This window comes from Serratia sp. Ser99, from assembly GCF_024519545.1.
Classification (GTDB): domain Bacteria; phylum Pseudomonadota; class Gammaproteobacteria; order Enterobacterales; family Enterobacteriaceae; genus Serratia; species Serratia liquefaciens.
The window spans coordinates 66987-82251 of sequence record NZ_JALJRT010000010.1; the positions used below are offsets into that span (position 1 = coordinate 66987).

Annotated in this window: 13 protein-coding genes; 8 read left to right on the forward strand and 5 right to left on the reverse strand. The window is 56.4% G+C overall.

Features of this window, described 5'->3' with window-relative positions; all coding sequences use genetic code 11:
- The 4 genes from NR114_RS19040 to NR114_RS19055 form a co-directional block, all read right to left on the reverse strand.
- Complete coding sequence (locus tag NR114_RS19040; RefSeq protein ID WP_046374544.1) at window positions 1-1401, reverse strand: MFS transporter; 1401 nt, start codon at window positions 1399-1401, stop codon at window positions 1-3.
- Window positions 1402-1505: 104 nt separating this feature from the next.
- Window positions 1506-2153: a 2-dehydro-3-deoxy-6-phosphogalactonate aldolase gene (locus NR114_RS19045; RefSeq protein ID WP_020825162.1), complete on the reverse strand. Its 648-nt coding sequence runs from the start codon at window positions 2151-2153 to the stop codon at window positions 1506-1508.
- Window positions 2150-3052 carry a 2-dehydro-3-deoxygalactonokinase gene (locus NR114_RS19050; RefSeq protein WP_234528912.1) on the reverse strand — a complete coding sequence of 301 codons (903 nt, stop codon included), beginning with the start codon at window positions 3050-3052 and terminating at the stop codon, window positions 2150-2152. The genes NR114_RS19045 and NR114_RS19050 overlap by 4 nt, the downstream gene beginning before the upstream one ends.
- Window positions 3053-3152: 100 nt before the next feature.
- Entirely contained in the window at window positions 3153-3884 is a 732-nt protein-coding gene (locus tag NR114_RS19055) for a FadR/GntR family transcriptional regulator (protein ID WP_020825164.1), read from the reverse strand.
- A 433-nt stretch (window positions 3885-4317) separates the two neighbouring features.
- Between NR114_RS19055 and dapB the strand changes: the two genes are divergently transcribed.
- The 5 genes from dapB to kefC all read left to right on the forward strand — a co-directional run bounded on the left by dapB (window position 4318) and on the right by kefC (window position 12587).
- Window positions 4318-5139 (forward strand): 4-hydroxy-tetrahydrodipicolinate reductase, encoded by an 822-nt coding sequence (dapB, locus tag NR114_RS19060; RefSeq protein WP_020825165.1) that lies wholly within the window; start codon window positions 4318-4320, stop codon window positions 5137-5139.
- 470 nt (window positions 5140-5609) lie between these two features.
- Window positions 5610-6758 carry a glutamine-hydrolyzing carbamoyl-phosphate synthase small subunit gene (carA, locus tag NR114_RS19065; RefSeq protein WP_071844605.1) on the forward strand — a complete coding sequence of 383 codons (1149 nt, stop codon included), beginning with the start codon at window positions 5610-5612 and terminating at the stop codon, window positions 6756-6758.
- Between the two features lie 16 nt (window positions 6759-6774).
- Complete coding sequence (carB, locus tag NR114_RS19070) at window positions 6775-9999, forward strand: carbamoyl-phosphate synthase large subunit (protein WP_020825167.1); 3225 nt, start codon at window positions 6775-6777, stop codon at window positions 9997-9999.
- A gap of 184 nt (window positions 10000-10183) precedes the next feature.
- A complete protein-coding gene (kefF, locus tag NR114_RS19075; protein WP_020825168.1) occupies window positions 10184-10741 on the forward strand; it encodes a glutathione-regulated potassium-efflux system oxidoreductase KefF in 558 nt (185 codons plus the stop codon).
- Window positions 10734-12587, forward strand: a complete 1854-nt coding sequence (gene kefC / locus NR114_RS19080; protein WP_020825169.1) for a glutathione-regulated potassium-efflux system protein KefC — start codon at window positions 10734-10736, stop codon at window positions 12585-12587. Before kefF ends, kefC begins: the two co-directional genes overlap by 8 nt.
- A 43-nt stretch (window positions 12588-12630) precedes the next feature.
- Here the strand turns inward: kefC and NR114_RS19085 are convergent, their stop codons facing one another.
- Window positions 12631-13245, reverse strand: a complete 615-nt coding sequence (locus NR114_RS19085) for a LysE family translocator (protein WP_020825170.1) — start codon at window positions 13243-13245, stop codon at window positions 12631-12633.
- Window positions 13246-13374: 129 nt separating this feature from the next.
- Here NR114_RS19085 and NR114_RS19090 point away from each other — a divergent pair, with 129 nt between their 5' ends.
- The 3 genes from NR114_RS19090 (at window position 13375) to folA (ending at window position 15262) form a co-directional block, all read left to right on the forward strand.
- On the forward strand, window positions 13375-14175 hold the full coding sequence (locus NR114_RS19090) for a threonine/serine exporter ThrE family protein (protein ID WP_020825171.1): 801 nt from the start codon (window positions 13375-13377) through the stop codon (window positions 14173-14175).
- The gene (locus tag NR114_RS19095) at window positions 14172-14636 is read left to right on the forward strand and encodes a threonine/serine exporter (protein ID WP_020825172.1); all 465 of its coding nucleotides are present in this window, start codon (window positions 14172-14174) and stop codon (window positions 14634-14636) included. The genes NR114_RS19090 and NR114_RS19095 overlap by 4 nt, the downstream gene beginning before the upstream one ends.
- A 143-nt stretch (window positions 14637-14779) precedes the next feature.
- A complete protein-coding gene (gene folA / locus NR114_RS19100; protein ID WP_020825173.1) occupies window positions 14780-15262 on the forward strand; it encodes a type 3 dihydrofolate reductase in 483 nt (160 codons plus the stop codon).
- Window positions 15263-15265: the final 3 nt, after the last annotated feature.

Consider the following 15265-nt stretch of genomic DNA (forward strand, 5'->3'; position numbering starts at 1 on the left):
TCAAGATCTCTCAGTGATATTTAAAGGATTGTCAGCGTCAGACTGAGCAATATGTTGGTGTTGCAAGTCATGGTTTTTTTTAGGGGAGACCAGTTTGGCCGGCAGCATGAAAATCAACGGGGCGCAGAGCAGCAGGAAGCCCGCCAGAATGTACAGGCCGCTGTCGGTCTGGCCGGTTTGATCTTTCAGCCAGCCGAGCACCGTGGGGCCGAAGAAACCCGCGAGGTTGCCGACAGAATTCACCAGAGCAATACCGGCAGCGGCGGCGGTGCCGGAAAGCAGGGTGCCGGGCAGGCTGATGTAGGTAGGGATCAGCGCCAGGGTGCCGGACATTGCTACGCATATCCACGTCATCATCCAGAAGGTGGAGCCGCTGCAGTAAGCGCTCAACGTCAGGCCGATGCAGCCAATCACCGCCGGGATGGCGATATGCCAGCGACGCTCCTGCTTAAGATCGGAATGGCGACTGTTCCAGATCATAAAGACGGCGCCAAACACGTAAGGCAACGCAGCCAGCAGGCCGATTTGGAAATCGTCGCTGATGCCTGAGGTTTTGATAATGGAAGGTAACCAGAAACTGACGCCGTAATAACCGACGTTGAAACTGAAAAAAATCAACGCCAACAGCCAGACATAGCGGTTAGCCAGCATCTCTTTCAGGCTATGGGCCGCTTTGCCATTTGCTGCGCGATCCCGGTTGGCGCGATCCTTGGCCAGATCGGTTTGCACGATCTGTTTTTCTTCGGCGGTGAGCCATTTGGCTTCAGCCACGTTGTTATCCAGGTAACGCAGCACCACAAAGGCCAGCAAGAAAGAGGGAATGGCCTCGACCAGGAACAGCCACTGCCAGTTGTGTAAACCGCCGACATTTTCGAACAGTTTGAGGATCAAACCTGAAAGCGGGCTGCCGATAATCACCGACAGCGGTGTAACCAGAATGAACAGCCCCAGCGTGCGGGCGGAACGCCATGAAGGGAACCACAGCGTTAAATAGAACACGATGCCGGGGAAAAAGCCAGCCTCGGCCACGCCAAGCAGAAAACGCAATACATAGAAGGTGGTTGGCGTGGTGACAAACATCATGGCCGCGGACAGGATCGCCCAGGTGGCCATGATGCGGGCAATCCAAAAGCGCGGCCCGAAGCGTTGCATCAGCAGGTTGCTTGGCAGCTCAAAAATAAAATAGCCGATGAAGAAAATGCCGGCACCGAGACCATAGACGGTATCGCTGAAGCTCAGGGCGTCTTGCATATGCAGCTTGGCGAACCCGACGTTAACGCGGTCCAGATAGGCGAAGAAATAGCACAAAATCAGGAAAGGGATCAGACGGCGAGTAATTTTACCGTACACCCGCGTTTCAGCGGCCTGTTCCGCCGTTGGATTTTCCGTGGTCAGCTTCATGATGGTTTCCTCTGATTTATTTTTATTAGCCGGGTTACACCGGCGTATTCAAGGAGCGATCGGCAGCCTTGGGCTGCGGCAGTACGGTACTGAGGCGTGAGGTGTTACCCCACCGATTGACGCCAGGCGGCCTGATAGGCCAGCGCGCGTTGACGTAATGCCGCCAGGCTGATGCCGGGTTGATAGAGTCCGCCTCCCAGCCCAAACCCGTTGCTGCCCGCCTGGATATAGGCGCGCATCTGCAGGGGATCCGGTTGGATCCCTCCTACCGGCAAGCAAACCAGTCTTTGGGGAAGCACGACACGCAGCGCCTTGGTTACCGCTGGGGTAATACTTTCTGCCGGGAACAGCTTCAATCCGCTGGCTCCGGCGGCAAGGGCGCAGAAGGCTTCGGAAGGGGTGGCCACGGCGGGCATGCTGATCAGATTCAAATAACGGGAATGGCCGATCACCGCGGCGTCGGTATTGGGAGAAATAATCAGTTGTCCCCCGGCTTTGGCCACCTCTTCAACCTGCTGGACGTTCAGGACGGTGCCGGCGCCGACAAAACCCCTGTCGCCGACGGTTTTCCTGATCACGCGAATAGAGTCGTACGGGGTGGGGCTATTAAGCGGTACCTCCAGAAAGCGGAAGCCGCAGTCCAGCAGAATTTCGGCGACGGGCTCAGCCTCCTCAGGCGTGATGCCACGCAAAATAGCGACCAGGGGGAGCGGCTGTTGCTGCCACTGTTGGAGGAAGATCTCTGGGCTCATTGGGCGGTTCCTTGTAGTAGGGGATACAGTTGACTTAATCCGTTGATAAAGCAGCTATCGCCATCCGTGGCGCGCAATGACAGGCCCAAGGGTTGCGCCGCCATTTGGTAGCGCGCAACCAGCGGGGGGCTGGCGACAACCCAGATGGGCTGGTGCGCGGGCAGCGCCTGAAGCTCATTACCGATCAACAAGCCGGAAAGGTAGCTGTGTATATTTTCCGCTGCGATTTCACCGCTGAGGCGGCGGGTACGTGCCGAGAAAATCAGGTGGCTGAGGGGGGCACCGCTGCGTGCCGTATCGGCCCCGAGGATGAACGCCTGCGCGTCCTCCTGTTGTTCCGGCAGGGCGTTGCCCAAAATGGAGTGCCGGCTGAGCAACGAGAACAGTTCGCCGGTCATAAAGGTTGAGAAGTGGCCGATTTCTCCCTGATTCAACTGAACATGCTTGCTGTGGGTTCCGGGTAAAATTGCCAGGCATTGCGCCGCTGGATGTCGTCTGGCCAAACCGAGCAGCTGCACTTCTTCTCCTCGCATCACTTCGGGCTGCTGAGCCAGCCCCAGCCCCTGAACGCCGGGAATGATCCACGCTGGGCTACCCCAGTCAGTGGTGAATTTCATGGCCCCAGCCGCCAAATTTTTCAGGCCGCACGGCTGGGTTATGTAGGCAACCTCATGCCACCCCTGTTGTGATCCCACCATGCCGGCCATGACCACCGGCAAAGCGCCATGTTCGACCAACCAGGGCTGTAATAAGGTATGCAGGGTGTCGTCAAACCGGTTTTTTTCCACGGCCAACAACCCGCAGGGATGGCTGAGGTTACTTAGGCATTGCTCCCCACACATTAAAAAAGCGCGGAAGTTAGTGGTGCCCCAATCGATACCAATCCAGTTGTTATTCATTCAAGTAATACAAACCATGCAGTCTTGTCATACAAGAATGCTAGAGCGAAAATTGCTCAGGATCTGTGAGGGCGATCGAAATTACAGCAAAGAGGGATTTTTAGAGGATGTGGGCGAACATTTCCGGTTGCTGCTGCCAGTGATTCTTTTTGGCCGCATTGAGCAGAATGACACGCATACGCTGGCGTGCAGTTTCTACCTGTTTGAAGCGAATGGCCTCCAGCAATTGTTGGTGCTCTTCAACCGCACTTTTGGTCAGCCGGATATCTTCTTCCAGCGTTTGCTGGAAAGAGAGCGCCATAGCCGCGGAAAGTGCGCTGCCCAATGAATGCAAAAAAGGATTGTGGCTGGCGCCCAGCAAGGCAAGGTGAAATGCCATATCGCCCTGCTCGAAGAGTTGGCGACTGGCCTGCTGTTGCCCTTGTGACATGAGTTTGCAAGCATCTTCCAGCGCGGCCAGGTCATGACCGGTGGCGTTAACGGCCGCTAATGCCGCGATATTCGGTTCAAAGATCAGACGGGTGACCATCAATTGTTCGACCAGTTGTTGGTCGAGACTGCCTTCCGCCAACCAGCTAAGTACGTCAGGATCCAAAAAGCTCCATTGCTCGCGGGCATTGACGGTGCTGCGCTTCTTGGCCTGAATGGAGACCAACCCCTTCGCCGCCAGCACCTGCAACGCGTTACGTACCGAAGTGCGTGAAACCGAATACTGCAAGGCCAATTCATTCTCCCCCGGCAGCGACAGCCCAGGCGGCAGATCGCCACTGATGATGCGGCGGGCCAAATCTTGCGTCAGGGTTTCCGATATGGTGGTTTGCGCGGTTTTCATCCGTGGTTCTCAGGTAATTAAAGCGGCAGTTGCGCCCTATACTAAGCTAAGCGGCGTGCTGGTGGTACCTGTGCCGGTTTGAATGAAGAAAACGAGCGTTTTTTCATGCAAATTTCACCGGTTCAAATTGCATGTTTATGTACAATCGTCAATGGGCGTTGATCGGCCTGATTGTTAACCCATTGACAGCATTACTGATGAAAAGTGGGGGATATCATAATTTTCTAATTATGAAATGAATCCTCTGGCGATGATAGGGCGAGGCAGTTACCCTGAACCGATATACCCGTCATACTTGAAGCTGTATCTGTGTTGACTGCGCTCACTTACCCGAATCACTTACTGAAGTAAGCTCATTGGGATAAGCTCGCTTGCCGCCTTGATACAGCTCCAATTATTTAGGGTAATGAAATCAATCAACAAGAGAGCAAGTATGACTGATTCACCCATCCGCATTGCGATTGCGGGTTCCGGCGGCCGTATGGGCCGCCAATTGATCCAGGCGGTACATCAGGCGCAGGGCGTGGTTTTGGGGGCGGCAGTATCGCGCCCAGGTTCAAGCCTGATTGGGACCGACGCCGGTGAACTGGCGGGCATTGGTGCGCTGGGCATAACCGTCAGCGACAGCCTGGAAAAAGTGGCCGACGATTTCGATATCCTGATCGACTTCACCCGTCCGGAAAGCACCCTGGCGTACCTGGCTTTCTGCGTTGAGCACAAAAAAGCCGTGGTGATTGGCACCACCGGTTTCGATGATGTGGGTAAAGAAGCCATCCGCGCCGCAGCTGGGCAGATTGGCATCGTCTTCGCCGCCAACTTCAGCGTGGGCGTGAACCTGGTGTTAAAGCTGCTGGAAAAAGCTGCGCAGGTGATGGGCGACTATACCGATATTGAGATTGTTGAAGCGCATCATCGTCATAAGGTAGACGCTCCTTCGGGGACGGCTTTGGCGATGGGCGAGGCGATTGCCGGCGCGCTGGGGCGCGATCTGAAAGAGTGCGCGGTGTATGCGCGTGAAGGTTATACCGGTGAACGCGATCCGAAGAGCATTGGCTTTGCCACTATTCGCGCTGGCGATATCGTCGGTGAGCACACCGCCATGTTCGCCGACATCGGTGAGCGGGTAGAAATCACCCATAAGGCCTCCAGCCGCATGACTTTTGCCAGTGGTGCGGTTAAGGCTGCAGTATGGCTTGAAGGTCATGATAAAGGCCTGTTTGATATGCGTGATGTGCTCGGTTTAGACCAGTTATAATTGATTTGTATGCCATCGTGATGTGGCTGTATTAATCATAGTGCTATGATTAACGGACAATAATTTTATTGTCCTTTTTTTTAACATGATAAATGTGTGCTTGAGGTTTTTTTTATTGCTTGATTGCTATTTTTTGTGATTAACTTTTAATTTATGATGCTTTTTCCCCTTCCAACGTATCTCTTGCCTGGAAAAGTGCTCTGGGAATTGTGATTTTCTGTCTTTAGAGCTCGCAACCGTTTACTCACCCGAGTTTAGACGTGTTTTTATGGCTACTGACCCCATTAAACGCCGAGAAGTGCAAAAATAAGAGAAAAAATGGCGCTTTGGGTAGACAAGCGGAGCACTCATCATTAAAATGCGCCCAATTTGCCAAAAATTGACCTTGAGGGCGGTTTTTGCATTGATTTAGATCGTGATATCTGAATTAATATGCAAATATTGTGATTGATTATTCCTTGGAGGGTGTTTTGATTAAGTCAGCGCTATTGGTTCTCGAAGACGGAACCCAATTCCACGGTCGGGCCATCGGGGCAGAGGGTACGGCAGTGGGGGAAGTGGTCTTCAATACGTCGATGACCGGTTATCAAGAAATCCTCACTGATCCTTCCTACTCCCGCCAGATCGTTACTCTTACTTATCCTCATATCGGCAATGTCGGCACCAATGCTTCCGACGAAGAATCCTCCGCTGTACACGCCCAAGGCCTCGTCATTCGCGACCTCCCACTGATTGCCAGCAATTACCGCAACGAAGAAGGCCTGTCTGACTACCTGAAGCGTCACAACATCGTGGCGATTGCCGATATCGATACCCGCAAGCTGACCCGCCTGCTGCGCGAGAAAGGGGCACAGAACGGCTGCATCATCGCCGCCGACACGCCGGATGCCGCCTTGGCGTTAGCGAAGGCCAAAGCCTTCCCGGGCCTGAAAGGCATGGATCTGGCGAAAGAAGTTACCACCCAGGAAGCCTACAGCTGGCAGCAGGGCAGTTGGACGCTTGAAGGCGACCTGCCGGAAGCCAAACCGGCCTCTGAGCTGCCGTTCCACGTGGTGGCCTATGACTACGGCGCCAAGCGCAACATTCTGCGTATGCTGGTGGATCGCGGCTGCCGCCTGACGGTGGTGCCGGCACAGACCCCGGCGGATGAAGTCTTGAAGATGGATCCGGACGGTATTTTCCTGTCCAACGGCCCGGGTGACCCGGAGCCATGCGATTACGCCATCGCCGCCATCAAGCAGTTCCTGACAACCGATATCCCGGTGTTTGGCATCTGCCTCGGCCATCAGTTGCTGGCTCTGGCCAGCGGTGCAAAAACCGTGAAGATGAAGCTTGGCCACCACGGCGGCAACCACCCGGTAAAAGATCTGGATAACGACTGCGTCATGATCACCGCGCAGAACCATGGTTTTGCGGTAGACGAAAACAACCTGCCGGCCGAACTGCGCGTCACGCACAAATCCTTGTTTGACCACACGGTGCAGGGCATTCACCGCACCGATAAAGCAGCGTTCAGCTTCCAGGGCCACCCTGAAGCCAGCCCGGGCCCACACGACGCCGCGCCGCTGTTCGATCACTTTATCGAACTGATTGAGACTTACCGTTCTAACGCCAAATAATCAGGAGCAGTAAAAAATGCCAAAACGTACAGACATAAAAAGCATCCTGATCCTCGGCGCTGGCCCGATTGTTATCGGCCAGGCGTGTGAGTTCGACTACTCGGGTGCCCAGGCGTGTAAAGCGCTGCGCGAAGAGGGTTACCGCGTTATTCTGGTCAACTCCAACCCGGCCACCATCATGACCGATCCGGAAATGGCGGATGCGACCTACATCGAGCCAATCCACTGGGAAGTGGTGCGTAAAATCATCGAAAAAGAGCGTCCGGATGCCGTGCTGCCGACCATGGGCGGCCAGACCGCACTGAACTGCGCGCTGGAGCTGGAACGTCAGGGCGTGCTGGCCGAGTTCGGCGTGACCATGATTGGCGCTACCGCTGACGCGATCGACAAAGCAGAAGACCGTCGTCGCTTCGACGTGGCGATGAAAAAAATCGGCCTGGACACCGCGCGCTCCGGTATTGCGCACAATATGGAAGAAGCGCTGGCGGTGGCCGCTGACGTCGGCTTCCCGTGCATTATCCGTCCTTCCTTTACCATGGGTGGCACCGGTGGCGGCATCGCCTACAATCGCGAAGAGTTCGAAGAGATCTGCGAGCGTGGTCTGGACCTGTCTCCAACCAAAGAGCTGTTGATTGACGAGTCGCTGATCGGCTGGAAAGAGTACGAGATGGAGGTGGTGCGCGATAAGAACGATAACTGCATCATCGTCTGTTCGATCGAAAACTTCGATGCCATGGGTATCCATACCGGCGACTCCATCACCGTAGCACCGGCGCAAACCCTGACCGACAAAGAATACCAAATCATGCGTAACGCCTCGATGGCGGTACTGCGTGAAATCGGCGTGGAAACCGGCGGTTCCAACGTGCAGTTCTCGGTTAACCCGAAAACCGGCCGTTTGATCGTCATCGAAATGAACCCGCGCGTATCCCGCTCTTCGGCGCTGGCATCTAAAGCCACTGGCTTCCCGATTGCCAAAATCGCCGCCAAACTGGCGGTGGGTTACACCCTCGATGAGCTGATGAACGACATCACCGGTGGCCGTACGCCGGCGTCGTTTGAACCGTCCATCGACTACGTCGTGACCAAGATCCCTCGTTTCAACTTCGAGAAATTTGCCGGTGCTAATGACCGTCTGACTACCCAGATGAAATCCGTCGGTGAAGTGATGGCGATTGGCCGTACCCAGCAAGAGTCGCTGCAGAAAGCATTGCGCGGGCTGGAAGTGGGCGCCACCGGTTTTGACCCTAAAGTGAGCCTGGATGACCCGGAAGCACTGACCAAAATCCGTCGTGAGCTGAAAGACGCCGGTTCTGACCGCATCTGGTACATCGCTGACGCCTTCCGCGCCGGCCTGTCCGTTGACGGCGTCTTCAACCTGACCAACGTAGACCGCTGGTTCCTGGTGCAGATTGAAGAGCTGGTGCGTCTGGAAGAACAGGTTGCCGGCACCGGCATCAACGGCCTGACGAAAGAGTTCCTGCGCACCCTGAAGCGCAAAGGCTTCGCCGATGCGCGTCTGGCCACCTTGGCCGGCGTCGCCGAAAGCGAAATCCGCAAGCTGCGTCATGGCTATGGCCTGCACCCGGTTTACAAGCGCGTGGATACCTGCGCGGCGGAATTCGCCACCGACACCGCTTACATGTACTCCACCTATGAAGAAGAGTGCGAGTCCAACCCGACCAACGACCGTCCGAAAGTGATGGTGCTGGGCGGCGGGCCAAACCGTATCGGCCAGGGTATCGAATTCGACTACTGTTGCGTACACGCCTCGCTGGCGCTGCGCGAAGACGGTTACGAGACCATCATGGTCAACTGTAACCCAGAAACCGTGTCTACTGACTACGACACCTCTGACCGTCTGTACTTCGAGCCGGTAACGTTGGAAGACGTGCTGGAAATCGTGCGCATCGAAAAGCCGAAAGGCGTGATCGTGCAATACGGTGGCCAGACGCCGCTGAAATTGGCGCGTGAGCTGGAAGCCGCAGGCGTACCTATTATCGGCACCAGCCCGGACGCGATTGACCGCGCCGAAGACCGTGAGCGTTTCCAGCAGGCGGTACACCGTCTGGGCCTGAAACAGCCGGCCAACGCCACCGTGGCAACCATTGAGCAGGCGGTAGAGAAAGCGGCCGGGATCGGTTACCCGCTGGTGGTACGTCCTTCTTATGTGCTGGGGGGCCGGGCGATGGAAATCGTTTACGACGAAATCGACCTGCGCCGTTACTTCCAAAACGCAGTCAGCGTCTCCAACGACGCCCCGGTGCTACTGGACCGCTTCCTGGATGACGCGGTAGAAGTCGACGTCGACGCCATCTGCGACGGCGAACGTGTGCTGATCGGCGGCATCATGGAACACATCGAACAGGCGGGCGTGCACTCCGGTGACTCGGCTTGTTCACTGCCGGCCTACACCCTGAGCAAGGAAATTCAGGACGTGATGCGCCAGCAGGTTGAGAAACTGGCGTTTGAGCTGCAGGTGCGCGGTTTGATGAACGTGCAGTTCGCCGTGAAGAACAATGAAGTTTACCTGATTGAAGTCAATCCACGCGCCGCGCGTACCGTGCCGTTTGTCTCCAAGGCTACCGGCGTGCCGTTGGCCAAAGTGGCTGCGCGCGTGATGGCAGGCAAAACCCTGGCTGAGCAGGGCGTGACGGAAGAAGTCATCCCGCCTTACTACTCGGTAAAAGAAGTGGTGCTGCCGTTCAACAAGTTCCCAGGCGTCGACCCGATTTTAGGGCCGGAAATGCGCTCTACCGGGGAAGTGATGGGCGTGGGCCGTACCTTCGCCGAGGCCTTCTCCAAGGCGATGCTCGGCAGCCAGTCAGGCATGAAAAAACAGGGCCGTGCGCTGCTGTCGGTGCGTGAAGGCGATAAAGCCCGGGTAGTAGATCTGGCGGCAAGCCTGCTGAAACAGGGCTTCGAGCTGGATGCCACTCACGGTACCGCCGTGGTGCTGGGCGAAGCGGGGATTAACCCACGCCTGGTCAACAAGGTGCATGAAGGCCGTCCGCACATTCAGGACCGTATCAAGAATGGCGAATACACCTACATCGTCAACACCACCGCCGGTCGCCAGGCGATTGAGGACTCCAAGCTGATCCGTCGTAGCGCATTGCAGTACAAGGTGCATTACGATACGACCCTGAACGGCGGCTTTGCCACCGCGATGGCGCTAAAAGCGGATCCGACCGAGCAGGTGACTTCGGTGCAGGAGTTGCACGCGCGTATCACCAAGTAATTCGATGATGCCGTAAGAGCCAGGGCGCTGCAGTTCATTGCAGCGCCCTTATTTTTTTAACTTGTTCAGTGAATTTGTTGTCGTGAATTAGAAATTTCCGCTATCAATCATTCAGCAAACTGTCACCCTGTGTGATTGGTATATGCTTGATGTATTGGCATGGAACGAAGGAACGACGACAACAATGATTCTGATTATTTACGCCCATCCCTATCCCCGGCATTCGCATGCCAATCACCGCCTGCTGCAGGCCGTGAAGGATATTCCCGAGGTGGAGGTACGCTCGCTGTATGAGCTGTATCCCGACTTCAACATCGATATCAATGCCGAACAGCGGGCACTGGAGCGCGCCGATCTGGTAGTGCTGCAACATCCGATGCAATGGTACAGCCAACCGCCGCTGCTGAAATTGTGGATCGATAAGGTGCTGGAGCACGGCTGGGCCTATGGTCATGAAGGCAATGCCCTGGTGGGCAAAGATGTGCTGTGGGCAGTGACCAGCGGTGGCGATGAACACCATTTCGAGCTGGGCGATTACCCGAACTTCGCGGCTCTCGGGCAGCCGCTGCAAGCGACGGCGCTGTACTGCGGTATGCATTGGCAACCGTATTTTGCCGTGCATAACACCTTTACCTGCAATGAACCGGCGCTGATTGCGGCAGGGGAAGCCTACCGTCAACGGCTGGTAGCCTATCTGATGGAACACGGTGAACCCGCCGAGCAGGGAGTTGAGCATGGATAATCACCAGATGATGATTGAGGGGCTGATCTATTTGGGATCGGCCGCGTTGTTTGTGCCGATTGCGGTGCGGCTCGGGCTGGGCTCGGTGTTGGGCTACCTGATTGCCGGCTGCATTATTGGCCCCTGGGGGCTGAAGCTGGTCTCCGATGCCGAATCGATCCTCACCTTTGCCGAAATCGGCGTGGTGCTGATGCTGTTTATCATCGGCCTGGAGTTGGATCCGAAACGGCTGTGGACGCTGCGCGCCTCGGTGTTTGGTGGCGGCATTATTCAGATGGCGGCATGCGGATTGGCTCTGAGCGCCTTTTGCTATTTCCTCGGATTGAACTGGAAGGTGGCGCTGCTGATTGGCCTGACGCTGGCGTTGTCATCCACCGCCATCGCCATGCAGGCCATGAGCGAACGTAACCTGACGCCGTCGCCGATTGGTCGCAGTGCGTTTGCGGCACTGCTGTTCCAGGATATCGCAGCGATCCCCCTGGTAGCGATGATCCCACTGCTGGCCAGCAGCGGTGCTACTACTACGTTAGCGGCGTTTTCCCTGTCAGCGGCCAAAGTGGTGGGTGCGCTGGCAATAGTGGTACTGCTGGGGCGCTATGTGACCCGGCCGCTGCTGCATTTTGTCGCGCGATCGGGCATGCGTGAGGTTTTCAGCGCCGTGGCGCTGTTCCTGGTGTTCGGCTTTGGCATTCTGCTGGAAATGGCCGGGCTGTCGATGGCGATGGGCGCCTTCCTCGCCGGGGTGCTGCTGGCGAGCTCTGAATACCGCCATGCGCTGGAAAGCGATATTCAGCCGTTCAAGGGGCTGCTGCTCGGGCTGTTCTTTATCGGCGTTGGCATGTCGATCGACTTCGGTACCTTGTTTCATCACCCGCTGCTGATCGCCTCACTGCTGCTGGGCTTTATGCTGATCAAGGCGGCGCTGCTGTGGCTGATTGGCCCCTGGCTTGGGGTGCCGAAGCGTCAACGCGGCATGTTCGCGATCCTGCTGGGTCAGGGCAGTGAGTTTGCCTTCGTGATCTTCGGCGCCGCTCAACTGGCCGGAGTATTGCCGCCAGACTGGGCCAAATCGTTGACGCTGGCGGTTGCCCTGTCGATGGCGGCGACGCCGCTGCTGCTGGTGGTGGCAACACGGCTCGAGAAAAATACGCCGAAAGACGAACGCCCGGCGGATGTGATTGATGAAGAGAATGCCAGCGTAATCATCGCCGGGTTTGGTCGTTTCGGTCAGATAGCCGGCCGTTTACTGCTGGCCAATGGCGTACATACCGTGGTTTTGGATCACGATCCTGACCATATTGAAACGCTGCGCAAGTTCGATACCAAGGTGTTTTATGGTGACGCCACCCGCGCCGATCTGCTGGAGGCCGCCGGTGCCGAGCACGCCAAGGTGTTGATCAACGCCATCGACGACGTGGAGGCTAACCTGCAACTGACCGAGTTGGCCAAACGGCACTTCCCGCACTTGAAAGTGGTAGCGCGCGCGCGTGATGTCGATCACTGGTATCAGTTGCGTCAGTTAGGCGTGGAAAAGCCGGAGCGTGAAACCTTTGAAAGTTCGTTGCGCATTGGTCGTGAGACGCTGGAGTTGCTGGGGCTGGACGCCTACGAGGCGCGGGAAAAAGCGGATACTTTCCGCCGCTATAACCTGAAAATGCTGGAAGACACGCTGGATAATTATCAGGATACCGAATTCCGCGTTGCCAGCCTGCAGCGGGCGAAAGAAATGCTCAGCGCGGCCATCGAACAGGATCAGGATCGGTTGGCGCGGGTACCGCAGAGTGGTTGGCGTGGCAGTATTGATGGCAAAGCGCCGGAAGATGAAGTGGTGGAAGCCAAGGGATAAGCCTAATGGGCGCAGCCGCCGGGCTGCGCCCACGATGGCCGAATTAACTCAGCGCCACCTTGATACCCAGAGCAATCAGCATCCCGCCCAGCAGTTTATCCACCACCTTTTGCGTTTTCTCCAGGCCACGACGCACCGGTCCGCTTTGGATCAGGAACACCAGAACCGGCCACCAGAGAGCAGACAGGCCAAGGATAATTCCCGCATACCACAGTTTTTCGCCCAACCCTGAGTCGATTTGCAGCACCTGGGTGAATACCGCCAGGAAGAACAGCGTAGCTTTTGGGTTGAGCAAATTGCACAGATAGCCCTGTACGAAGGCGCTTTTCAGGCTTGTTTGCTGTGGCGGCAGGTTACTGACGTTCATCTTGCTGCCGCTGCGCGACAGCAGTGCCTGAATGCCGACCCAAATCAGGTAGACCGCACCGGCGTATTTCAGCACGTTGAACAGCCATGGCGTGGTGGTGATCACGACCGCCAGCCCGGCGACGCAGTAAGACATGTGAGTGGCGACGCCGCAGATCACGCCGAAAGCCGTCATCATTGCGGCCAGACGCGGGTAGCGGGCGGCGTTCTTGATCACCAGGAAAAAGTCCGGGCCGGGTGACAGCATGCCCAAGGTGGCGATGCCGGCAACGAACAGCGAAGTTTCAAGCATGATTTGACTCTCAGCACAAAAGGCGTAATGGAGGCGATAATAACGCCACGTCCCCTGATACGCATCAACCAAATGAGGTAATGTTTGGCAATATGATGAATATTCACTCAGGGATCACGACGGGGCCTCATGTATCAGACAACCCATATAGACCAGCCGGAAGCGCAGCGACAGCAGCGTGAAATTACCCGCCTGTGCATTCAGTGCGCTTTACTGTTGCTGCAGCATGGTGCCGAGAGCACGGTGGTGGAGCAGTTATCAACCCGATTGGGGATAGCGCTGGGGATGGACAGCGTTGAAAGTTCGATCTCGGCCAATGCGGTGGTATTGACCACCATCAGCCACGGTGAGTGTCTGACCACCACGCGCAAGAACGTCGATCGCGGTATCAATATGCAGATGGTGACGGAGGTGCAGCACATCGTTATTTTGGCAGAGCATCGGCTGGCGGATGTGCATGACGTTGCCCGGCGCTTCGACAAGATCCGCCCTTTGCGTTATCCACGCTGGCTGGTGGTATTGATGGTGGCGCTGTCATGCGGTTGTTTCAGCGTGCTGAACGGCGGCGATCAAAAGGCCTTTGCCGTCACCTTTATTGCCAGCGGCCTGGCTATGTCGGTGCGTCAGGTGCTGACCGCGCGCCACATGAATCCCTTGATTAACTTTTGCCTGACGGCCTTTGTCGCGACCTCGGTTTCCGGGCTGTTGCTGCGGCTGCCGCTGTTTAACGAAACCTCCACCGTGGCGATGGCCGCCAGCGTATTGCTGCTGGTGCCCGGTTTCCCGCTGATTAACGCGGTGGCCGACATGTTCAAGGGCCACGTCAATACCGGTTTGGCGCGCTGGGCGATGGCCAGTCTGCTGACGCTGGCTACCTGTATCGGCGTGGTGATGGCGATGTCGCTGTGGGATCTGCGGGGGTGGTCATGAGTCTGCTCTGGGCCTTATTGCAGGATATGCTGCTGGCGGCGGTGCCGGCGTTGGGTTTCGCCATGGTGTTCAACGTGCCGCTGCGCGCATTGCGCTACTGTGCGCTGTTGGGGGCGATTGGCCACGGCTCCCGCATGCTGATGATGCATGTGGGGATGAATATTGAATGGTCATCGCTGCTGGCGGCGATCCTGATTGGCATCATCGGCATTTATTGGTCGCGCTGGCTGCTGGCGCATCCGAAGGTGTTTACCGTGGCGGCAGTGATCCCGATGTTCCCCGGTATCTCGGCCTATACCGCGATGATCAGCGTGGTGGAGATTTCGCATCTGGGTTACAGCGAGGCGCTGATGGCCACCATGATGACCAACTTCCTCAAAGCCTGCTTTATCGTGGGGGCATTATCTATTGGGCTGTCATTGCCTGGGCTGTGGTTATACCGCAAACGTCCCGGCGTTTAAGGATCATGGGCCAAAAATTGTTGGGCATTAGATATACTGATAAGAGCTATCTTATATATTCATATTGCTTGATTAGCCTATCGACGACCGTTGGGGCTTTACGTATAGTGTGAGCAATTTTGCTGCCTACACAGGGTTTAACAATGATTATCAGCCTGATCGCTGCCTTGGCGGCGGATCGCGTTATTGGCATGGAAAACGCCATGCCTTGGCACCTGCCGGCGGACCTCGCGTGGTTTAAACGTAACACGCTGAATAAACCGGTTATTATGGGCCGTAAAACTTTCGAATCTATTGGTCGTCCGTTACCGGGCCGCCATAACATCGTGTTGAGCAGCCGTCCTGGCACTGACGCCGGGGTGACCTGGGCGACTTCGCTGGACGAAGCGCTGGCCGCAGCCGGTGATGTGGAAGAAGTGATGGTGATGGGCGGCGGGCGTATTTATACCCAGTTCCTGGCACGCGCTAACCGTATGTACCTGACGCATATCGATGCCGAAGTCGGCGGTGACACCCATTTCCCAGACTATGAGCCGGACGAATGGGAAACCTCGTTCAGCGAGTTCCACGATGCCGATGAGTTGAATTCTCACAGCTATTGTTTCGAGATCCTGGAACGCCGTTAATGG

Excerpts from the sequence above, each read along its gene's own strand:
- carB (WP_020825167.1), top strand. The coding sequence starts at position 6,775 with ATGCCAAAACGTACAGACATAAAAAGCATCCTGATCCTCGGCGCTGGC.
- NR114_RS19040 (WP_046374544.1), bottom strand. The coding sequence starts at position 1,401 with ATGAAGCTGACCACGGAAAATCCAACGGCGGAACAGGCCGCTGAAACG.
- NR114_RS19055 (WP_020825164.1), bottom strand. The coding sequence starts at position 3,884 with ATGAAAACCGCGCAAACCACCATATCGGAAACCCTGACGCAAGATTTG.
- NR114_RS19095 (WP_020825172.1), top strand. The coding sequence starts at position 14,172 with ATGAGTCTGCTCTGGGCCTTATTGCAGGATATGCTGCTGGCGGCGGTG.
- NR114_RS19090 (WP_020825171.1), top strand. The coding sequence starts at position 13,375 with ATGTATCAGACAACCCATATAGACCAGCCGGAAGCGCAGCGACAGCAG.
- NR114_RS19085 (WP_020825170.1), bottom strand. The coding sequence starts at position 13,245 with ATGCTTGAAACTTCGCTGTTCGTTGCCGGCATCGCCACCTTGGGCATG.
- NR114_RS19045 (WP_020825162.1), bottom strand. The coding sequence starts at position 2,153 with ATGAGCCCAGAGATCTTCCTCCAACAGTGGCAGCAACAGCCGCTCCCC.
- kefC (WP_020825169.1), top strand. The coding sequence starts at position 10,734 with ATGGATAATCACCAGATGATGATTGAGGGGCTGATCTATTTGGGATCG.
- dapB (WP_020825165.1), top strand. The coding sequence starts at position 4,318 with ATGACTGATTCACCCATCCGCATTGCGATTGCGGGTTCCGGCGGCCGT.
- folA (WP_020825173.1), top strand. The coding sequence starts at position 14,780 with ATGATTATCAGCCTGATCGCTGCCTTGGCGGCGGATCGCGTTATTGGC.
- NR114_RS19050 (WP_234528912.1), bottom strand. The coding sequence starts at position 3,052 with ATGAATAACAACTGGATTGGTATCGATTGGGGCACCACTAACTTCCGC.
- kefF (WP_020825168.1), top strand. The coding sequence starts at position 10,184 with ATGATTCTGATTATTTACGCCCATCCCTATCCCCGGCATTCGCATGCC.